This window comes from Streptomyces sp. NPDC012637, from assembly GCF_042954805.1.
Taxonomy (GTDB): domain Bacteria; phylum Actinomycetota; class Actinomycetes; order Streptomycetales; family Streptomycetaceae; genus Streptomyces.
In genome coordinates this window covers 185,176-206,059 of the sequence record NZ_JBIBDS010000010.1, presented here as the reverse complement: position 1 = coordinate 206,059, position 20,884 = coordinate 185,176, and the positions used below count along the sequence as shown (strand labels likewise).

The 20,884-nt window shown below is 72.4% G+C and carries 12 protein-coding genes and 1 pseudogene; 7 read left to right on the top strand and 6 right to left on the bottom strand.

From position 1 onward, the window contains the following. A pseudogene (locus ACFY8W_RS33930) lies at positions 1 to 894 on the bottom strand (hypothetical protein); the annotation flags it as partial. A gap of 362 nt (positions 895 to 1,256) precedes the next feature. On the opposite strand from ACFY8W_RS33930, the gene ACFY8W_RS33925 reads away from it, so the two are divergent. After that, complete coding sequence (locus ACFY8W_RS33925; RefSeq protein ID WP_391113835.1) at positions 1,257 to 2,510, top strand: glycosyltransferase; 1,254 nt, start codon at positions 1,257 to 1,259, stop codon at positions 2,508 to 2,510. A 10-nt stretch (positions 2,511 to 2,520) separates the two neighbouring features. Next, a complete protein-coding gene (locus tag ACFY8W_RS33920) occupies positions 2,521 to 4,206 on the top strand; it encodes a glycosyltransferase family 39 protein (protein ID WP_391113833.1) in 1,686 nt (561 codons plus the stop codon). A gap of 87 nt (positions 4,207 to 4,293) precedes the next feature. Here ACFY8W_RS33920 and ACFY8W_RS33915 read toward each other — a convergent pair whose 3' ends face one another. From ACFY8W_RS33915 to ACFY8W_RS33895, 5 genes are all read right to left on the bottom strand, one after another. Further along, positions 4,294 to 5,073: a DUF6227 family protein gene (locus ACFY8W_RS33915; RefSeq protein ID WP_391113830.1), complete on the bottom strand. Its 780-nt coding sequence runs from the start codon at positions 5,071 to 5,073 to the stop codon at positions 4,294 to 4,296. A 170-nt stretch (positions 5,074 to 5,243) separates the two neighbouring features. Next, positions 5,244 to 6,476, bottom strand: coding sequence for a P1 family peptidase (locus tag ACFY8W_RS33910; protein WP_391113827.1), 1,233 nt, complete (start codon positions 6,474 to 6,476; stop codon positions 5,244 to 5,246). Between the two features lie 64 nt (positions 6,477 to 6,540). Further along, positions 6,541 to 7,323, bottom strand: coding sequence for an SDR family oxidoreductase (locus ACFY8W_RS33905; RefSeq protein WP_391113824.1), 783 nt, complete (start codon positions 7,321 to 7,323; stop codon positions 6,541 to 6,543). Positions 7,324 to 7,676: 353 nt separating this feature from the next. Next, on the bottom strand, positions 7,677 to 10,535 hold the full coding sequence (locus ACFY8W_RS33900) for a BTAD domain-containing putative transcriptional regulator (RefSeq protein WP_391113821.1): 2,859 nt from the start codon (positions 10,533 to 10,535) through the stop codon (positions 7,677 to 7,679). A gap of 183 nt (positions 10,536 to 10,718) precedes the next feature. Beyond that, complete coding sequence (locus ACFY8W_RS33895) at positions 10,719 to 11,903, bottom strand: low temperature requirement protein A (RefSeq protein WP_391113819.1); 1,185 nt, start codon at positions 11,901 to 11,903, stop codon at positions 10,719 to 10,721. Positions 11,904 to 12,240: 337 nt separating this feature from the next. Between ACFY8W_RS33895 and ACFY8W_RS33890 the strand changes: the two genes are divergently transcribed. The 5 genes from ACFY8W_RS33890 (at position 12,241) to ACFY8W_RS33870 (ending at position 20,880) form a co-directional block, all read left to right on the top strand. Further along, positions 12,241 to 13,665, top strand: coding sequence for an MFS transporter (locus ACFY8W_RS33890; protein WP_391113816.1), 1,425 nt, complete (start codon positions 12,241 to 12,243; stop codon positions 13,663 to 13,665). A 173-nt stretch (positions 13,666 to 13,838) separates the two neighbouring features. Then, complete coding sequence (pflB, locus tag ACFY8W_RS33885; protein ID WP_391113813.1) at positions 13,839 to 16,109, top strand: formate C-acetyltransferase; 2,271 nt, start codon at positions 13,839 to 13,841, stop codon at positions 16,107 to 16,109. Between the two features lie 397 nt (positions 16,110 to 16,506). Further along, a complete protein-coding gene (gene pflA, locus ACFY8W_RS33880) occupies positions 16,507 to 17,307 on the top strand; it encodes a pyruvate formate-lyase-activating protein (protein ID WP_391113810.1) in 801 nt (266 codons plus the stop codon). Between the two features lie 76 nt (positions 17,308 to 17,383). Then, the gene (locus ACFY8W_RS33875; protein WP_391113808.1) at positions 17,384 to 18,571 is read left to right on the top strand and encodes an MFS transporter; all 1,188 of its coding nucleotides are present in this window, start codon (positions 17,384 to 17,386) and stop codon (positions 18,569 to 18,571) included. Continuing rightward, positions 18,568 to 20,880 (top strand): molybdopterin-dependent oxidoreductase, encoded by a 2,313-nt coding sequence (locus ACFY8W_RS33870; protein ID WP_391113805.1) that lies wholly within the window; start codon positions 18,568 to 18,570, stop codon positions 20,878 to 20,880. Before ACFY8W_RS33875 ends, ACFY8W_RS33870 begins: the two co-directional genes overlap by 4 nt. Positions 20,881 to 20,884 lie beyond the last annotated feature (4 nt).

Genomic DNA, 20,884 nt, shown 5'->3' with positions numbered 1-20,884 from the left:
GCCGGTCGGTCCGGCGTCGCCGGTTGCTCCGGTTGCTCCGGTCGCTCCGGTTGCTCCTGCGGGGCCGGTGTCGCCGGTGTCGCCCTTGGGCCCGGTGTCACCGGTGGGGCCCGTGGGGCCGGTGGGGCCGGTCGGGCCCGTGGGGCCGGTGGGGCCGGTCGGTCCGGCGTCGCCGGTTGCTCCGGTTGCTCCGGTCGCTCCGGTTGCTCCTGCGGGGCCGGTGTCGCCGGTGTCGCCCTTGGGCCCGGTATCACCCGTGGCACCAGTGGAACCCGTCGGCCCGGTCGGCCCGGTCGGCCCGGTCGGCCCGGTGGGCCCGGTCGGACCCGTGGCCCCCGTGGCGCCGGTCGCGCCCGTCGGTCCCGTATTGCCCTTCGGGCCCGTCGGCCCGGTCGGTCCGGTGGGGCCCTTCGGTCCCGTCGGTCCCGTCGGGCCCACCTTGCACTTGTCGTGGTCGCCGCCCGCAGGGGTCATCGCGCGGACGTAGCGGTCGCCCGTCAGCGTGCCGATCTTGTGGTCCAGGAACTGCTCGAGCCCACCGACGCCCGGCGGTCCGTCGTAACCGCGCGGACCCTGCTCCCACGGGGGCGGGCCCTGGTCCTCCCACGGCGGCGGACCCTCGTCACCGTGTGGCGGCGGACCCTGCTCCCACGGCGGAGGGCCCTGCTCCTCCCACGGCGGCGGGCCCTGGTCCTCGTGCGGCGGCGGGCCCTGCTCCCAGGGCGGCGGGCCCTGGTCCTCGTGGTGCGGCTTGTCCTTGCACTCGTCGTCGGTCATGGGACCGGCCGCAGCGACGCCCGACCGGCCGTCGGCGACCGGGTCGCCCCATGCCGACGCCGAGGGCGTGAAGCCCGTCAGGACCAGTGCGACCGAGGCGAGCGCGCCACCGCCCAACCAGGCACGCCGTCGAGGCAGCGGCCCGAGCGGCGACCTGGCTCGAGTCCTGGGATCAGGACGCATGCATGCTCCTTCCTCCGCCGGCCGTCCGCCGGCGTGAGAGGCGAGTGATGTCCGGGAAGCCGGAATATGAGCTTCCTTTCTGATCGTCGGATCGCGCGTGCGAAGTCTTGATGGGTCCGCGGACGCTCTCAGCGCCATGGCGTATCCGCTCTAGCCGAATGGATGCGTACGCGAAGGGGAACCTGCGGCTCCGGGTCGGCGTGCCGCCGCCGTGCCCGCCACGGTCGTGCCTACGGTCGCCCCCCGATCGATCCTCCGGAAGTGAGGTTGCCGTGCGGCCCTCCATCTGCCTGTGCATGATCGTCAAGAACGAGGCCGCCGTCATCGAGCGGTGCCTCGCCTCCGTACGACACCTGGTGGACACCTGGGTCGTCTCCGACACCGGTTCCACCGACGGGACCCAGCAGCTCGTCCGGGCCGCTCTCGCGGGCATCCCCGGCGAGCTGGTGGAGGAGCCGTGGGTGGACTTCGGCCACAACCGGAGCCTGAACATCGCCCGGGCCCGCGGCCGCGCCGACTACCTGCTCCTCCTCGACGCCGACCACGTGCTGCGCGAAGAGGGGCCGCTGCCCGAACTGACCGCCGACGCGTACATGCTGCGGCACCGCGGCGCACTGGAGTACCGGATCAAACGCCTGGTCAGAGGCGACCTGCCGTGGCGGTACGAGGGCGTCACGCACGAGTACCTGACCGCGGACCGTGACCACGTCCAGCGCAACCTCGACGCGCTCGTCGTCGAGGACCACGCCGACGGCGGCTCGCGCCACGACAAGTTCGAGCGCGACGCCCGCCTCCTGGGCGCCGAGCTCCAGCGGGACCCCGGCAACCCCCGTACGGTCTTCTACCTCGCCCAGACCCTGCGCGACACCGGAGGCCGCGCGAAGGAGGCGGCCGCCCTCTACGAGCGGCGCGCGGCCATGGGCGGCTGGGGGGAGGAGGTCTACTACTCCCTGCTCCAGGCGGGAATCCTCGCCGCGGAGGCCGGCGACTGGCCCACCGCACAGGACACCCTCGTACGGGCCTGGGAGTCCCGTCCGCAGCGCCTGGAAGCCTGTTACGAACTGGCCGCGCGACTGCGCAAGATGAACCGCCACCACGCCGCCCACGCCATCGTCTCGGCCGTCCTCGACCGGCCGCGGCCCGTCGAGGACGTGCTGTTCCTCCAGCCGTGGGTGTACCGGTGGGGGCTGCTGTTCGAGTACTCGATCACCGCCTACTGGGTGGGCGATCACGAGGCCTCGCTCGCCGCCTGTGACCGGCTGCTCGGCCTCCCGGACCTGCCCGCGGCCTACCGAGAGCAGACCCGCGCCAACCGCGAGTTCGCCGTGGCGAAACTGGCCGCGGCCCCGGCTTCTGCCCTCGCTTCCCGCCCGGCTTCCGCCCCGGCATCTGCGTCCGCTTCCGCGCCGGCATCTGCGTCCGCTTCCGCGTCGGCCCCCGCCTCCGCTTCCTCTCCCGCCCCCGCCCCCGCCCCCACCCCCGCCCCCGTCTCTGTCTCCGCCTCTGCGCCCGTCGGCGCCCCCGCTCCCGTGTCCGCCACCCGCGCGTGAGGAACCGTTGATGGGAACTCCTGCCTCCGTAAGGGACCACCCCGCCGATCCCGCCGGCTCTGCCGGGACGCCGGCGACCGGCGGGGCCGGCGCCCGCACGGCCCGGGCCGGGTCCGCGGCCGGAGGGGGACATCTCCGGCTGCTGGGCAGTGCATGGCTGTGGCCCGGCCTCCTCGCCTTCGTCCTGGGACTGCACGGGGCGGGGGGTCCACAGCTGTGGGAGGACGAGCTCAACAGCTGGGACCTGGCGACCCGTTCGACGGGCCGGCTGCTCGAAACGGTCCAGAACGTCGATGCCGTCCTCGCCGCGTACTACCTCTTCCTGCACGGCTGGACGGGCCTGTTCGGCGACTCCGACATCGCCCTGCGGCTGCCCTCGGTGCTGGCGATGGCCGGAGCCGCGGTCTGTACGGCGCTGATCGGGGCGCGGCTGGCCGGGCCACGGGCCGGACGCGTCGCGGGGCTGCTGTTCGCCCTGACCCCGGTGGTGTCGCGCTACGCGCAGGAGGCCCGGCCGTACGCCCTCGTCGTCCTCGCGGTCGCCCTCTCCACGCTGCTCCTCCTGCGGGCCCTGGACCGGCCGGACCTCCGGCGGCGCTGGTGCGGGTACGCCCTGGCCGTGTCGGCGGTCGGACTGCTGCACGTGGTGGCGCTGACCGCCCTCGTCGGCCATGTCGTGGCCGCGGTCACGAAAGGCCGTGCCGTCGCCGTGCGCCTCGGGCTCGCCGTGCTCGCGGGCGTGGCCGCGACCGCCCCCGTCCTGTTCCTCGGCCGGTCCCAGGCGGGGCGCCAGATCTCCTGGATCCCGCGGCCCGATCTGTGGGGCCTGGCCGGTTTCTGGCCCCAGCTCTTCGGCTCGGCCCTGACCGCCGGAGCGGTCATCGCCCTGGCCGCGTCGGCGTGGGCACGCCGGCCGGGCCGCGACGCCGGCGGGGACGCGGCCGGCCGCGCGACGGTGAGCGCGGGCACGGGCCCGGGGGCGGGTCCGGCGAAGCGCACGGGCGCGCGCGTGGACGTCCCCGACCGGGGGCTGCTGCTGGCCGTGACCGTGTCCGCAGTGGGGCCGCCGCTGGTTCTGTGGACGGTGTCGCACGGCGACGTGTCGTACTTCTACTTCCGCTATCTGCTGTTCACCCTGCCCGCCTGGGCGGTGCTGGCGGGCATCGGCCTGCGTTCCGTGCGGCCACGGGCCGTCGTCGCCGTGCTCCTCGCCGTGCTGGCCCTGCTCACGCTGCCCGAGCAGCGGTCACTGCGCGAACCGTACGCGCACTTCTGGCACGGAGTGGACTACCGGGGCGCCGCCGCCACCATCGAGAAGTACCACCGCCCCGGGGACGCCGTGGTGTACGACCGCGGCGACGACTACTGGCGCCTCCTGGACGCCGGCGTACGCCACTACCTGCCGGACGAACTGCGCCCGCGCGACGTCTTCCTGGCCCGCTCGGCGGCCGACCGCGCGGACCTGTGGGCGACGGAGTGCCCGGACCCGGCGCGCTGCCTGCGCGGCGAGCCGCGCATCTGGCTGGTCGTCCCGGCGGACGACGCGGACCCGCTGCAGGCCCTGCCGCCCGCCCAGGCCCGCGCCCTGCGCGCCCGCTACACGGCGACCGGCACCGAACGGCTCACGGGAGTGACCGTCGCGCTGCTGGTCCGCAAGGACGGGCGAGCCGGGACGGTGCGGCCGGGACGGGGGTAGCGGGACGCGGGGCCAGGACGGAGGCCGGGACGGGTCGGGGCGGAGGGCCCGGGACGGGTCGGAGCGGGCGGTCAGACCGTCAGGCCGTCACCGCACCCGGGAGCGGGACTCCATCGCGTCTCGGGCGGCGCGCTCCTCCTCGTAGACCTCGCACATGTGACGGCCGTCGGGTGTCGCCGTGTGCTCGACCTCCCAGAGGCTCAGCTCGCTGCCGTCCAGGAGCAGGAACTGGTGCTCGTAGAGGGTGAAGCCGGCGTCCCGGCGGCCCTCCACGGGGCACTGCCGCCCGAATGCCTGCGTGATGTGGTGCGCGAACGCGAGCCGCAGCCGCCGGGCGGTGGCCTCGCCCGGCCGGTCCGCGTTCTCCGCGCGGCGCAGCACCCGGCGCGCGTGGTCAGCCGAGTTGTCCGGCACGTACATCCGCGGCTGGGCCGGTATCGGGCGGGCGAGGAGGGCGCTCAGCGCCTCCAGGTCGTCGTCCTCGTCGGCGGGCGTGCCGTCGGCCCGCTCCACGGTCCAGCCCAGCGAGGGGCCGGCGGGCAGCCGGGAGGCGGCGAGCCGGGCCTCGGCCTCCTCCAGGTACAGCTCGTGCTGCTCCGCGCCGTCCCGCCCGGAGTTGTGGACCAGCTCCCAGAGGCTCGGCGCGGTGCCGTCCGGCAGTAGATAAGTGTGACGGTAGGTGGTGCGGTGCAGCGAAGCGCTGTGGTGCGAGGAGTACAGCGCGGTGGAGTGGGCGAGGGCCGACTCCAGCCGCTCGATCGTGGAGTCGGGCAGGTCGAAGGAGTTGAGCGCCCGGCCGAGAAGTCGCTCAAGATGGGTCTCGGTCGTCTCGTACGGATCGTGAGAATGATCCTGCGGATCGTTCAAGAGGGTCTCCAGGCCGTCGCCGCATGTCACTTGGTGCTTGCTAAACGTAGTCCCTGGGTCTGACATCGTGTCCGGCGTTCGGGAAAACGAACGGGGGCGCACAACGAGTTCCCGCTCCCCCCGGCATATTCCTCAACTCCCTTTGGTATACCGGGAGTCGATGGCGGAGGCTAGTCGTCGTGCGCGGCGCCGTACAGCTCCCGGTACGACGGGAAGTCCCCGCCCGGCCCCGACACTCCGACGGCGGGCGCGAGAAGGGCCTGGACGATGGCTCGGGTGACGGTGTCTGCGCCCGCCGCGAGGATCTCGTTGAGGGCGAGCGGGCCCGGCGCGGAGGGCAGTTCGCGCGCCCCCGTCGCGAGGGCGAAGACCGTGTCGCCGTCGTTCAGGAGATGCACCGGACGGACGGCGCGCGCGATGCCGTCGTGCGCCGTCCCCGCGAGCTTGTGCGCCTGTGCGCGGGTCAGCACCGCGTCCGTCGCCACCACCGCAAGGGTGGTGTTCAGCGGCGGCGGCGCGAGCTTCGCGCGCGCCTCGGCGAGCCGCCGCATCGCCTCCGCGTGCACGGCCGGATCGGGGTACACGGGCCGCCGGCCTGCCGGACGGGCGGCGCCGGGTCGGGAGCCGTCGCGGTCGCCGACGCGGTCACCAGGGCGGTCGCCGGCTCGGCGGCCGGGTCGGGGGCCGGGGCGGGAGTCGCCGTCGAGGGCGCCGTGCCCGCCGAGCTCACCGACGTCACCGGATCCGCCGAAGTAGGCGCCGTACGGCACGCCCGTCTCCGGGTCGACCGCCGAACCGACCGCGTTGACCACCACCAGCGCGCCGACCGTGATCCCCGAGGCCAGGACGGTGCTCGCCGTTCCTACTCCGCCTTTGAGTCCGCCGATGACGGCTCCCGTGCCCGCGCCCACCGCGCCCGTCTCCACGCGCGCGTGGAGCCCGTTCGCCGCGGCGGCCTCCACGGCCGCCCGGCCCGTGGCGGCGTTCGGGCGGGCCGAGAAGTCGCCGCCCCTGCCGAGGTCGAAGACGCAGGCGGCGGGCACGACCGGCACCACATGCGCCGGATCGGGCCCCACCCGCACCCCGCGCCCCTGCTCCTCCAGCCAGGCCACCACGCCGCCCGCCGAGTCGAGCCCGTACGCGCTGCCGCCGGTCAGGACGACGGCGTCGATCCGCTGCACCAGGTTGCGCGGGTCCAGCGCGTCCGTCTCCCGCGTGCCAGGACCGCCGCCCCGCACGTCGACCGCGGCGACCGCCCCGCCCTCCGGGGCCAGGACCACCGTGGTCCCGGACAGTGCCCGCGGCCCGGCCACGCGCGCGTGGCCGACGCGGAGCCCGGCCACGTCGGTGATGCCGCCGTGGGTCCCGTGCGAATCGGTCGTGTCGCGCTGGTGTTCGGTCATGCCTCCTGCGTAGCACGAATGTCCGTACGACGGGCCGAGGTCAGGGCGGATCGGGTCGCCCGCTTCAGCGCTTCGGGCCGAGATACGTGCCGCCCGAGGCGTCGATCACCGTGCCCGTGATCCAACGGCCGGCCGGAGAGGCCAGGAAGGCCACCGGCTCGGCGACGTCCTCCGGCTGCCCCACCCACGGCAGCGCCTGCCCGGCGATCAGCATGTCCTCCAGCTGCGGCATCGCCGCCAACGCGGCCGTGAGCTCGGCCGTCTGGGTGGGGCCGGGGGCGACGGTGTTGACGGTGATCCGGCGGGTGCCGGCGACGTTCGCGAGGGTGCGGGTGAAGGTCTCCATCGCGCCCTTCGTCATCGCGTACGCCAGCTCGTCGGAGAGCGAGATACGGGTGACGGCGGAGCCGATGTTGACGATCGCGCCGCCGTCGCGCAGCACGGGCAGGAGCTGCTGCACCAGGAAGTACGGGGCGCGCACATTGACCGCGAAGAGGCGGTCGAACTGCTCGACGGTCTCGTCCTGAAGGCGGCCGCCGGAAGACGTGACGGCCGCGTTGTTCACCAGCACGTCGAGCCTGGTGTCCCCGGTGTGGGCCAGGAGCCCCGCCCGGACGCCTTCGACGAGCGCCAGCACGCCTTCGTGCGTGCCGAGCTCGGCGCCCACGGAGAACGCCCGGCCGCCGCCGGCGGTGATCAGGTCGACGGTCTCCTGGGCGGCTGCCGCGTCGGAGCCGTAGTGGACGGCGACGAGCAGCCCGTCCGAGGCCAGCCGCCGGGCGATGGCCCGCCCGATGCCGCGCGAGGCGCCGGTGACAAGGGCGGTGCGAAGGGTGTGCTGCTGCATGGCGGGACCTTCCGGTCGTCGGGGTTCGTTGCCGGGCGATCGCCTCGACAGGAAGGAGACTGGCCGCGCCCGCTGACGGACCCCGCACGAAGCGCTGACGGAGGCTGACCGCGGCGTACGGAGGGGCTTGCAGGTCCAGGGCCAGGGCGCAGGCCGGAGGTGGCCTGCGCGCAGGACACAGGCGGCCTGGTGGTGTGGGGGATGGGCAGACGGTGCTCGGGGACGACCGTCAGGCGTGTCCGGGGAGTTCCGTCAGGCGTGTTCGGGGAGGTCCGACGGGTGCGGGAGATCCGGGAGGTCCGATCGGTCCGGCAAGTCCGGGAGCTACGAGAGAGGTCCGACGGGTCCGGCAGCTACGGGAGGGACGGCCGGCCGGGCAGGCCCGCGCGGCGGGCGGTTTCCGCCGCACGGGTGCGGTCGGCCGCGGCGGAGACTGGGTCGCCCGCAGCCTCGTGGACGGCGGCGCGGCGGCCGAGGAGGTCCACGATGTCCTCGGCGACGCCCAGGGACTCGAAGAGGCCGAGGGCCTCGGCGAGCAGGGGCAGCGGTTCGGGGGAGAGGCCGGCGAGCCCCTCCAGGGCGGTGGCCGTGCCCCAGCGGTCGCCGAGGGCGCGGAATTCCGCCAGGGCCGCCGTCAGCGTCCGTTCCGCCGTCTCCGCGTCTCCCCGGGCCAGGGCCAGGTGCCCCTGGCCGACCAGGTCGAGGGCGCGCGACCAGGCGTCGTCCGGCACCGGAAGCCGCTCCTCCGGCCCGACCGTCGTGGCCCACAGGAACGCGGTGAACGGCTGTCGCAGCGGCTCCGTGCGCGCGACGAGCAGGTCTCGCGCGCGTACGAGCCGATCGGGAGGCAGATCCGGGTACGGCTCGGTGCCCGGGCCGGCTTCCGCTCCGGCGGTCAGGACGCACAGCGCGTACTCCTCGCCGAGGCCGGCCGAGTCCGGTGCGAGACCGGTGCGTTCGACCGCGTCGAGCAGGTCCGCCGCCAGCCCGGCGACCTGCCCGCGCAGGCCGCGCAGCCACCAGTACGGGGTGAGCGCGGCCACCAGGCGCAGCCCGTCCTCCGGGGTCGCGCGGCGCAGGGCGGCGCGCAGGTTCGGGTCCTCGGCGTCGAGGCGGGCGAGCAGGTCGAGCTGGGCCGGGCCGCGCAGTCCCGGGTCGGCGGCGCGGGCGAGGGCCAGGAAGTGGGCGGTGTGGGCGGCGAAGGCGGGGTCGTCGGCGGGCAGCCGCCCGGCCGCGTAGGCGCGGACGGTCTCCAGCATGCGGTAGCGGCCCCGGCCGGTCGCGTCCGCGGTCGCCTCGATCAGCGACTTCTCGGTAAGCGACGCGAGGAGGTCCGTCGCGTCCGCGAGGTCCGTGCCCCAGACGGCGGCGGCCGCTTCCGGGGTGGCCCCGCCCCGGAAGACGGAGAAACGCGCCGCCGAGACCCGTTCCTCCTCGTCCAGGAGCTCCCAGCTCCACTCCACCACCGCGGCCAGTGTCCGATGTCGCTCGGGCCCCGTACGGTCCCCCCGCGACAGCACCCGAAACCGTCCGTCGAGCCGGTCTCCCTGCCGCTCTCCCCGCCGGTCTGCGAACTTGTCTGCGAGCCGTTCCGCGAGCAGGTCGGCGAGGTCGTCGACGGTCAGGGTCCTCAGTCGGGCGGCCGCCAGTTCCAGGGCGAGGGGCAGTCCGTCGAGGGCCGCGCAGATCTCCGGTACGCGCGCGTGCCCCGTGAACCCGGCCCGGGCCGCCGCCCCACGCCGTACGAACAGCTCCTCCGCCGCACCGGGCGCGAGCGCGGCCAGCGGCAGCAGCGACTCGCCCGTGATGCCCAGCGCCTCACGGCCGGTCGCGAGGACCCGCAGTTCCGGGCAGCCGGCGAGCAGCTCCCGTACGAGCAGGGCCGCCTCCGCCACCACGTGTTCGCAGTTGTCGACGACGAGCAGCACAGGCCGGTCCGCGAGGGCCCGTACGAGCGCGTCACGGGCCGCGTCCCGCACCCCGAGCGCCCGCGCGAACGCCCCGGCCGTCTCACCCGGCCCGACGGCACCCAGGTCCACGAAGACGGCCTCGCGGCCGGCGCATTCCACCGCGAGCCGGGTCTTGCCCGCGCCACCGGGACCGACCAGTGTCACCAGCCGCGCGGCCGAGAGCAGCGCGCCGAGCTGCTCGCGCTCCCGCTCCCGCCCGACGAAATCGGTGAGAGGCACGGGCGGGCGGACGAGGGCGGCGGCGGGACGAGGCAGGCCAGTGCTCGGGCCAGGGCCAGGGTCGGGGCCGGTTCCGGTGCCCGGCAGCCCGGGGTCGCCGCTGATGCCTGGCAGCCCGGTGGCGGTGCCGGTGCCGGTTCCGGTGCCCGGCAGCCCGGTGCCGGTTCCGATAACCGGCAGTTCGGGGCCGCGGGCGACACTCTGCAGCCTGGTGCCAAAGCCGGATCCGGTTCTGACGCCCGGCAGCCCGGTGCCGCTCAGCGGCCGGGCGGACTCCTCGCCCCGGAGGACCGCCAGATGGGCCGCCGCCAACTCCTCCGACGGATCCGCGCCCAGCTCCTCCGCGAGCGCCCCGCGCACCTCCTCGTACACGCCGAGCGCCTCCGCCTGCCGCCCGGCACCGGCCAACGCCCGCATCTGGAGCGCCCGGAGGCGTTCGCGCAGCGGCTGCGCGGCCGCCGCGTCCGCCAAGTCCCGTACGAGCGGAGCGGGATCTCCGCCCGAAGCGAGGCGCGCGGCCGCCCACTCCTCCAGCGTGTCAAGGCGCAGCGCGTCGAGCCGGGCCACCTGCCCGGCGGCGTACGGAGCGTCCCGTACGTCCGCGAGGGCGGGCCCGCGCCAGAGGCCGAGCGCCTCGCGCAGCAGCTCCTCGGCCCGTACGCCGTTCCCGGCGGGACCGGTGGCTTCGTCGGAGCGGAGCCGCGCGGCCTCCCGAGCCAGCCGCGCGAACCGCAACGCGTCGACGTCGTCGGCCTCGACGCCGGTGAGCCGGTAGCCCGCGGCCGAGTGCTCCACCGCCACCCCGTCCGGCAGGCCCGCCCGGCGCAGCCGGGAGACCTGCGACTGGAGGGCGTTCGCGGCGCCGGCGGGCGGCTCGTCCCCGTAGAGGCCGTCGACGAGCCGCTCGGCCGCGACCACCCGCCCCGCGTCGAGCAGCAGGAGCGCGAGCAGGGCCCGCACGCGGGGGCCGCCGGAGGCGGGCGCGCCGCCGACGGTGAGCGGACCGAGCAGCTGGAAGATCATGTGAGGAATTCTGGCGTAGGCGACGGATACCGGCCCAGGGCACGGGGGCACCACGGGGGCACGGAGCCGGACGCGGTGACTCTGGCCCGAGGGCGAGGGCGAGGGCACTCCGGCGCGGGGCGCGGAAACCTTGACCGGAGGCCGTCGCCGCGTACGACCCATTGCCTCACACGACTTGCCGCCTCACGACACCCGTCGCCCGCTCGACCTGGTGGCCGGGTTGGTGGCCGTCAGGGTCACGCCCACGGCCACGGTCGCCGCTGCCACGAGTCCGGCGGCGAACACGGCCCAGTGTCCGAAGAAGGAGCACATCAGGATCGCGAGGGCGGACACCGGCAGCACCGCCTGCTGGGCGAAGCCGACCTTGAAGTAGCGGGCGTGCAGCAGCCACACGCAGAGCAGGAACACGGCCGCCGGGATGGTCACGGCGGAGGACGCGGCGAGGGTGGTGATGTGCGCCTTGCCGACGGCCTGCTCGACCGCGATCTCGATGCCGGCGCCGATCGCGGCGGCGGAGGCGAAGATCAGGTAGTGGCCGTAGCCCCAGAGGAAGCCCTGCCGGTTGGAGGCGAGCCGGTCGTGGGCGGGGACGACGAAGTAGATCCACCAGGCCGCGAAGACGATGAGGAGCCCGCCGGCGGCGATCGGCAGCACCTCGCCGAGCGCGTCGTTCTCCGTCACGCCCGACTTCACGGCGACCGTCGCCGCCGCGATGGTCTCGCCGAGCACGATGATGGTGAACAGTCCGTAGCGCTCGGCGATGTGGTGGGGGTGCCACTGGGTCGTGACGTCCTTCTCCGCGTACATCGGTACGGCCATCTCGGCGAGGGCCATGACCAGGAACACCCACGGGCGCGCGTCCTCCGGCACGAACAGCAGTGCCGTCCAGCCGATCTGACAGGCCACCACGCCGCCCGCGTAACGCTGGCACATCGTCCGCTCGGCGGGGTCCGTGGCGTGGTGCGCGGCGCGCAGCCACTGGGAGGAGAGCGCGAGCCGCATCACGACGTACCCGATGTACACGACGAGGAAGTCGTGGTCGTCGAAGGCCCGCGAGACGCCGGCGGCGAGGATCAGCACGCCGGCGATCTGGACGAGCGTCACGACGCGGTACAGCACGTCGTCGTTGTCGTACGCCGAGGCGAACCACGTGAAGTTCATCCAGGCCCACCAGATGGCCCAGAACACCATCGCGTAGTTCAGGATCCCGGACCCGGCGTGCCCCTCCGCGACGGCGTGCACGAGCTCCGCGCCGGCCTGGGCGACGGCGACGACGAAACAGAGGTCGAAGAACAACTCGAGCGGTGTGGCGGCCCGGTGCGCCTCGTCGCGTGACCGGGCGGTGAGCGGAAGAAAGGGTTGCGTCATGTCCCACAGAACAGCACGCCCTCACGCACCCACACCAACACGACACCACAACGCCACCACCCCCTCGGGCCTCGGCCGACCCGCGACGCCGGCGGACCCGCGACGCCGGCGGACCCGCGACGCCGGCGGACCCGCGACGCCGGCGGACCCCGGAGGTCACCCTGCCCGTGCTGGACGCCCATGAGGTCCCTAAGGCCCAGGCCTGACGGGGCCCCAAAGGCCCGGGCCTGACGGGACCTAGGCCCGCCGACTCCGGCGACGATCGACTCTCCCGTACCCGTGGCGCCCGGGCGGAGCCTGGAAGGGCTAGAACCCCTCGAAACGTCAGGGAAGCGCCATGAGTTCCGTAGTCCAGGACAGCAGAACGACGGGCGGGCCGTCACCCGCCTCGTACGACGCGGAGCAGTACAGGCCGGGCAAGCCGATCACGGACTGGGAGCCGGAGAACGAGCTCTTCTGGAAGTCCATCGGCAGCAAGGTCGCGAACCGCAACCTGTGGATCGCCGTGCCGGCGCTGCTCGTGGCGTTCGTGGTCTGGCAGGTGTGGTCGGTCACCGCGACGAACCTGAAGGACGTCGGCTTCGCCTTCTCCACCTCCCAGCTGTTCTGGCTGACGGCCATACCCGGTCTGACCGGCGGCACGGCCCGGATCTTTTACACCTTCCTCGGACCGATGATCGGACAGCGACGCTTCACGGCCCTGTCGACGCTGGTGCTGATCGTGCCGCTGATCTGGCTGGGCATCGCGATCCAGGACCCGTCGACCCCGTACGGAGTGATGGTCGGCATCGCCGCGCTGTGCGGCATCGGCGGTGCGAACTTCGCCTCCTCCCTGGCCAACATCGGCTTCTTCTTCCCGAAGGCGAGGAAGGGCAGTGCGACCGGCATCAACGGCGGCCTCGGCAACCTGGGCGTCTCCGCCGTCCAGCTGCTGACCCCGATCGTCATCACCTGGTCGACGATCGCCGTCGGCTCGGCCCAGCACAAGGCCGACGGCACTCCGGTCTACCTGCAGAACGCGGCCTTCATCTGGGTTCCGGTCCTGCTGGTCCTGGCCGCCGTCGCCTGGTTCGGCCAGAACGACCTGAAGGTCGCGTCGACACCGTTCAGCCGGCAGAAGGTGATCTTCAAGCGCAAGCACAACTGGCTGATGACCTGGCTGTACGTCGGCACCTTCGGCTCGTTCATCGGCTTCGCCGCGGCGCTGCCGATGCTGATCAAGACGACCTTCCCGGACTACTCCGTCGCCACGTACGCCTGGATGGGGCCGGCGGTCGGTGCCCTCGCCCGGTGGGCGGGCGGCTGGATCGCCGACAAGTGGGGCGGTGCCCGGGTCACGATCCTGTCCTTCGTCGGCATGGCGGCCTCCCTCGTGGGAGTGATCGACTTCCTTCCCTCGGGCAGTGACGGCGGTTCCTTCTACGGCTTCTTCTTCTGCTTCCTCGCGGCGTTCTTCTTCTCCGGCATCGGCAACGGGTCGACCTTCCGCCAGATCCCCGTGATCTTCCGCGGCACCCATCTGAAGGGCCTGACCGAGGGCACTCCGGAATACGCCCGGGCCCTGAAGCAGGCGGAAATGGAGTCCGGCGCCGTCACCGGCTTCACCTCGGCCATCGCGGCCTACGGCTTCTTCTTCATCCCGGCCCTCTTCGGCTCGATCGCCGTGACCAGCGCGATGTGGGGATTCGTCGCCTTCTACCTGAGCTGCGTGCTCGTCACCTGGTGGTTCTACGCCCGCAAGGGCGCCGAGGCCCCCAGCTGACCGTCCCGTCCGACCCGGAAGGGCCCCGCCCGAGCGGGGCCTTTCCTCATGCCGGGAGAGGGACCAATGGCCATCGACTGGTGACCATTGCCGCCCGATTTGATCGATCGAACGGAGTGCAATGGAAGCAAGCGACGAGGCTGTTTCGAGCGATCGAGAAGGCGGTGCGGGCAGTGACTGCGACCCCTGCTGAAGCAACGGTGAACGGCGGAGCCTGGAAGGGCTTCAAGGGCGGTCTGTGGCGCGACGCCATCGACGTACGCGACTTCATCCAGCAGAACTACACCCCGTACGAGGGTGACGACTCCTTCCTCGTCGGCCCCACCGAGCGGACCACCGCCGTGTGGAAGGCCATCACGGACAGGTTCCCGGAGGAGCGCGCCAAGGGCGTCCACGACATCGCGTACGACATCCCCTCCACCATCACCGCCCACGCCCCCGGCTGGATCGACCGCGACAAGGACCTGATCGTCGGCCTCCAGACGGACGCCCCGCTGAAGCGCGCGATCATGCCGTATGGCGGCTGGCGCATGGTCGCCGGCGCCCTGGAGACCTACGGCTACCCGGTTTCGGCGGAGCTCGAAAAGGTCTTCACCGAGTACCGCAAGACCCACAACGCCGGTGTCTTCGACGCCTACACCCCCGAGATCCGCGCCGCCCGCAAGGCCGGCATCGTCACCGGACTCCCCGACGCCTACGGCCGCGGCCGCATCATCGGCGACTACCGCCGGGTCGCCCTCTACGGCGTCGACCGCCTCGTCGAGGCGAAGAACGAGGAGAAGGAGGAGCTGAACTCCCTCCCCGCCGGGAACCGTTCGCTGGAGGAGACGATCCGGCTGCGCGAGGAGCTCGCGGAGCAGATCCGCGCCCTGGGCGAGCTGAAGGCGATGGCGGCCTCGTACGGACACGACATCTCGGGCCCGGCCACCACCGGCCGCGAGGCCATCCAGTGGCTGTACTTCGCCTACCTCGCCGCCGTGAAGGAGCAGAACGGCGCCGCGATGTCGCTGGGCCGCACCTCCACCTTCGTCGACGTCTATCTGCAGCGCGACATCGAGTCCGGTCTCCTCACCGAGGAGCAGGCCCAGGAGCTGGTCGACGACTTCATCATCAAGCTGCGTATCGTCCGCTTCCTCCGCACTCCCGAATACGACGAGCTGTTCTCCGGCGACCCGACGTGGGTCACCGAGTCCATCGGCGGCATGGGCGAGGACGGCCGTCCGCTGGTCACCAGGACCTCCTTCCGCTATCTCCAGACCCTGTACAACCTCGGTCCGGCCCCCGAGCCGAACATGACCGTGTTCTGGTCGCCGCAGCTCCCCCAGGGCTTCAAGGAGTTCTGCGCAAAGGTCTCGATCGACACCTCCTCCGTGCAGTACGAGTCGGACGAGCTGATGCGGCCCCGCTTCGGCGACGACACCGCCATCGCCTGCTGCGTCTCCGCGATGCCCGTCGGCAAGCAGATGCAGTTCTTCGGCGCCCGCGTGAACCTCGCCAAGACCCTCCTCTACGCGATCAACGGGGGCCGCGACGAGAAGTCCGGCGCGCAGGTCGGCCCCGACACCGGCGCCGTCACCTCCGCAGTCCTCGACTTCGACGAGGTGATGCGCAAGTTCGACGACCAGATGGAGTGGCTGGCGAACGTCTACGTCCACGCGCTGAACGTCATCCACTACATGCACGACAAGTACGCCTACGAGCGCATCGAGATGGCGCTCCACGACCGCGACGTACGCCGCACCATGGCCTGCGGCATCGCCGGCCTCTCGGTCGCCGTCGACTCGCTCGCGGCCATCAAGTACGCCAAGGTCACCGCCGTACGCGACGAGACCGGTCTGGCCACCGACTTCGCCATCGAGGGCGACTTCCCGGCGTACGGCAACAACGACGACCGTGCCGACGAGATCGCGGTCCGGCTGGTCGAGGAGTTCATGAAGAAGGTCCGCAAGCACCCGACCTACCGGAACGCCGAACACACGCAGTCCGTCCTGACCATCACCTCCAACGTCGTCTACGGAAAGAAGACCGGCAACACCCCCGACGGGCGCCGTGCCGGAGAGCCGTTCTCCCCGGGCGCCAACCCGATGAACGGCCGCGACACCCACGGCTACGTCGCCTCGGCCCTGTCGGTCGCCAAGCTCCCGTACGAGGACGCCGAAGACGGCATCTCGCTGACCAACACCGTCACCCCGGACGGCCTCGGCCGCACTCCCGAGGAGCGGATCAGGAACCTCGCCGGTGTCCTCGACGGCTACATGGCCTGCGACGGCTTCCACATGAACGTCAACGTCCTCAACCGCGACGTGCTGCTCGACGCCATGGAACACCCGGAGAACCACCCGCAGCTCACCATCCGGGTCTCCGGATACGCGGTGAACTTCGTGCGCCTCACCCGCGACCAGCAGCTCGACGTCCTGAACCGCACCTTCCACGGCTCCCTCTAGCCCGAGCCGACGGGCCGGCCCTCACCGGCCGGCCTCACCGACCGCCCTCACCGACCGCCCTCACCGGCCGGCCTCACCGGTCGGCGAGTCGGCCGGCCCACCGGTCAGCCCCGACCGACCGCACGGCCCCGGCGCCCGCCCTCAACCCTCACCCGGGCCCGGGAGCCGCGCGGGAAGCACCGACCACGTCCCCTGACCCATCCCTCCCTTCCCCCTCGTTCCTCACGTCCCCCTCGATCCTCACGCCCCCCTCATTCCTCACGCCCCCCCGTTCCTCACGCCCCCCTCATTCCTCACTCCCACTCTCGCCCGTCCCGCTTCTCTCGCTCGTCCCTGTCGCCGGTCCCTCTCGCTCGCCCCTCTCGCTTCTCTCCCCTCCCGGACAGGAGGCCCTGCCATGGCCGTACTCCTCGGCTCGGACATCCCGACCCTCCCCGCCACCCCGGCTGCCGCGGCGACCCGGCGGCCCTCGGAGGGCTCGGTGCACTCCTGGGACCTGTCCACCGGCGTCGACGGCCCCGGCACCCGCTTCGTCACCTTTCTCTCCGGCTGTCCGCTGACCTGCCTGTACTGCCACAACCCCGACACGTGGCGGATGCGGAACGGCAAGCGGACGTCCGCCGACGACGTGATCGCGGAAGCGGGCAAGTACACCCGCTTCATCTCCGCCTCCGGTGGCGGGGCCACCGTCTCGGGCGGCGAACCCCTGCTCCAGCCCGTCTTCACCGGCGAGCTGCTGCACCGCATGAAGCACGAGCTCGGCCTGCACACCGCCCTCGACACCTCGGGCTTCCTCGGTGCCCGGGCCACCGACGCCCTGCTGCGCGACACCGACCTGGTCCTTCTCGACATCAAGTCCTGGGACCCGGACACGTACAAGAAGGTGACCGGCCGGCCGCTCCAGCCGACACTGGACTTCGCCCGCCGTCTCGCCGACCTCGGCCAGGAGGTCCACGTCCGCTACGTCCTCGTCCCGGGTCTGACCGACGACCCCGCCGACATCGAGGGAGTAGCCGCCTTCGCCGCTGGTCTCGGCAATGTCTCCCGCGTGGACATCCTCCCCTTCCACAAGCTCGGTGAAGCGAAGTGGCGAGCACTCGCCAAGCCGTTCACCCTGCACGACACCCCGTCGCCGACTCCGGAGCAGGTCGCGGCGGCGCGGGAGATCTTCCGGTCCCACGGGCTGTACGCCGTTTGAGGGCCGCCCGGCCCGGTACTCACCCACCGGTGTCGCAAAACGGGCGTATAGGGATGAAGGCTTCTATCGTGGCCGCGTGATCGAGCCACCGCAGGCCCCTGCCGAGCCACCGCAGGCCCCCGTCGAGCCGCCGCCCGCCCCGGCCGAGCGGTCGCCGCAGACCCCAGCCCAGGTGCGCCGCCGTGCCACGCTCGCCGGTGTCGCCGTCTCCGTGCTGCTGATCCTCGCGATCGTCTTCGGCAGCCGGCTGCTGCGCGATTTCGACTCGGCCCTCCTTCCGTACGCGGTGGCGACCGTCTTCCTCGCCTTCGGCGTCGCCTACCGCTACACCGTGTGGGTGTCCGCGCCGGGCGCCCGACGCCTGTTCAAACAGGGCTGGCGCGCCTTCTTCTCGGTCGAGAACTTCCGCAAGGCGCCCACCGCCCTGCCCCGGATGATCGCCACCTACCTCGGCTTCCAGAAGTTCCTCGGCGCCCGCTCGCACGCCCGCTGGGCCGCCCACCAGCTGATCTTCTGGGGCTGCGTCCTCGCTGCCCTCATCACCTTCCCGCTCACCTGGGGCTGGTTCACCTTCACCTCCTCCACCGGCTCGGGCCCCGGCTACGAGATGCGGATCTGGGGCTTCAAGGTCCTCGGCTTCGACTCGCTGAACATCGTCGGCTGGCTGATGTTCCACGGCCTGGACGTCGCCGCCGTTCTCGTCATCCCCGGCGCCTGCTACTTCCTGTGGCGGCGGATGAAGGACCGCGGCGCCATCACGGGCCAGCGCTTCGCCTACGACCTGGTCCCGCTGATCGCCCTCATCGTCATCTCCGTCACCGGCCTGCTGCTCACCTTCTCCTCGATCTTCCTGCACGGCGGCGGCTACGAGTTCCTGGCGATCCTGCACATGGTGTCGGTGGTCTTCACCCTCATCTACATCCCGTTCGGGAAGTTCTTCCACATCGTCCAGCGGCCCGCCGCCGTCGGCATGCAGCTGTTCAAGTACACCGCCCGCCGCAAGACCGGCGACGCCGGTCCGGCCGCAGCGAGCTCCGCCCGCGCGCCGGGCGCCGCGACCGGCGCGGAGGGCTCCGGCGCCGGCCTCCTCGCCTGCCGGCGCTGCGGCCGGCCCATCGACACCGCCCTCTACGTCGAGAACCTCCAGGGCACCATGCGCGACCTCAGCCTCGGCTTCGACGAGTGGACCGAGTACTGCCCCCGCTGCAAGCGGGTCCTCCGGGGCAACGCCTACCTCAGCCACGTCAAGAAAGGCTTCAAGTGACGCACGCGCACGCCGGGCAGCAGCTGCCTCTTGACCCGTCCGTCGCTCCGCCCGGCACCCGCAACTTCCGGGACGCCGGAGGTATCCCCGCCGACCGCTGGCACGCCGACCAGAACGGCGAGACCCTCGTCCCCACCCACTGCTGCTTCTGCGGCGTTCAGTGCGGCATGTATCTTCGCGTCGACCACGGCGGCAAGGTCTTCGGCGTGGAGCCCCGCAACCACGACATCAACCGGATGCGGCTCTGCCCCAAGGGCATCAACGCCTATCAGCAGGTCAACCACCCCGACCGGCTCACCTCTCCGCTCATGCGCCGCAGCCGCGACGAGCCGTTCCGGGAGGCCAGCTGGGAGGAGGCGCTCGATTTCACCGTCTCCGAGATCCGCCGCATCCAGACCGAGTACGGCAACGACGCCTTCGGTCTGCTCGGCGGCGCCAGCCTGTTCTCCGAGAAGACCTATCTCGTCGGCAAGTTCGCCCGCGTCGCTCTGAAGACCCGGCACGTCGACTACAACGGCCGACTGTGCATGGTCTCCGCGGCCGGAGCCAACAAGCTCGCGTTCGGCATCGACCGGGCCGGCAACCCGTTCTCCGACATCCTCCTCACCGACTGCCTCCTCATCGCCGGCTCCAACGTCGGCGAATGCTTCCCCGTGATGACCCAGTACGTCTGGGGAGCGCGGGACCGCGGCGCCACCCTGATCGTCGTCGACCCACGCGAGACCGCCATCGCCCGGACCGCCGACATCCATGTCGCGCTCAAGCCCGGCACCGACTCCGCCTTCTTCAACGCCGTCCTCCACGTCATCGTCGCCGAGGACCTCACCGACGAGGCCTACCTCGCCGCCCACGCCACCGGCTGGGAGGAGGTGAAGAAGACCGTCGCCGACTATCCGCCCTCCCGCTCCGCGCGGATCTGCGGCGTCCCCGAAGAACAGATCGTCCAGGTCGCCCGCATCTTCGCCGGCGCCGACAAGGCCATGGCCTGGCACGCCCGCGGCGTCGAACACCACTCGCAGGGCGTCGAGAACTGCCTCACGATCATCAACCTGTGCGTCGCCACCGGAAACATCGGCCGCCCCGGCGCCGGGTACGGCACCATCACCGGCCAGGGCAACGGCCAGGGCGGCCGCGAGCACGGCCAGAAGTCCGACCTCCTGCCCGGCGGACGCTCCATCTCCGACCCCGAACACCGCCGCCAGATCTGCGAGATCTGGGGCATCGACGAGTCCGAGCTGCCGCCCGCCGGCACCTCCATGATGGAGATGGTCTGGCAGATGCAGCGCCGCGAGATCCGCGGCCTCATCGGCATCTGCAACAACCCCTTCGTCTCCCTCCCCAACTACGCCACGGTGAAGGAGGGCTACGACACCACCGAGTTCCACGCCCAATTCGACTTCTTCCTTTCCGAGACCGCCGCCAACGCGCACGTCGTCTTCCCCGTCACCGTGTGGGCCGAGGACGAGGGCGTCATGGCCAACGCCGAGGCCCGCGTCGTCAAGCACAACAAGGCCCAGGAGCCCCCGGCCGGCGTCCGCACCGACACCTGGGTCATGTGCGAGCTCGCCAAACGCCTCGGCGCCGGCGACAAGTTCGACTTCCCCGACTCCCGCGCCGTCTTCGAGGAGCTGCGCATCGCGTCGGCCGGAACGGTCAACGACTACTACGGCATCACCTACGAGCGGCTCGAGGAGACCGGCGGCATCGCCTGGCCCTGCCCCTCCACCGACCACCCCGGCACTCCCCGCCTCTTCGAGGACGGCCGGACCTACCACGCCGACGGCATGATCCACATGCAGGTCGTCGAATGGCACCCGCCCATGGACCCGTACAGCGAGGAATACCCCCTCTCGCTCACCACCGGCCGCACCGTCGCCCACTTCCTCTCCGGCAACCAGACCCGCCGCCTGGGCGCCCTCGTCGAGCAGACCCCCCGCCCCTGGGTCGAGGTCCACCCTTCCCACGGCTTCCGCAACGGCGACCCGGTCCGCGTCGTCACCCGCCGCGGCAGCGAGGTCTTCCCCGCCCTGGTCACCGAGGCGATCCGCCCCGACACCGTCTTCGTCCCCTACCACTGGCCCGTGCCCACCGCCGCCAACGCGCTGACCATCGACGCCCTCGACCCCCGCTCGAAGATCCCCGAGTACAAGGTCTGCGCCGCCCGCATCGAGGCCGCCGAACGGATCGACGAGGTTCCCGCGCCGCCCACCGGGCCCGGCCAGGTCGCCTACCCGGAGACCCAGATCTCCCGCGGCGACCCCCTGCCACCCACGTCCCCGCAGGGCCGTGGCACCTCGGAGAGGAGCTGACGCC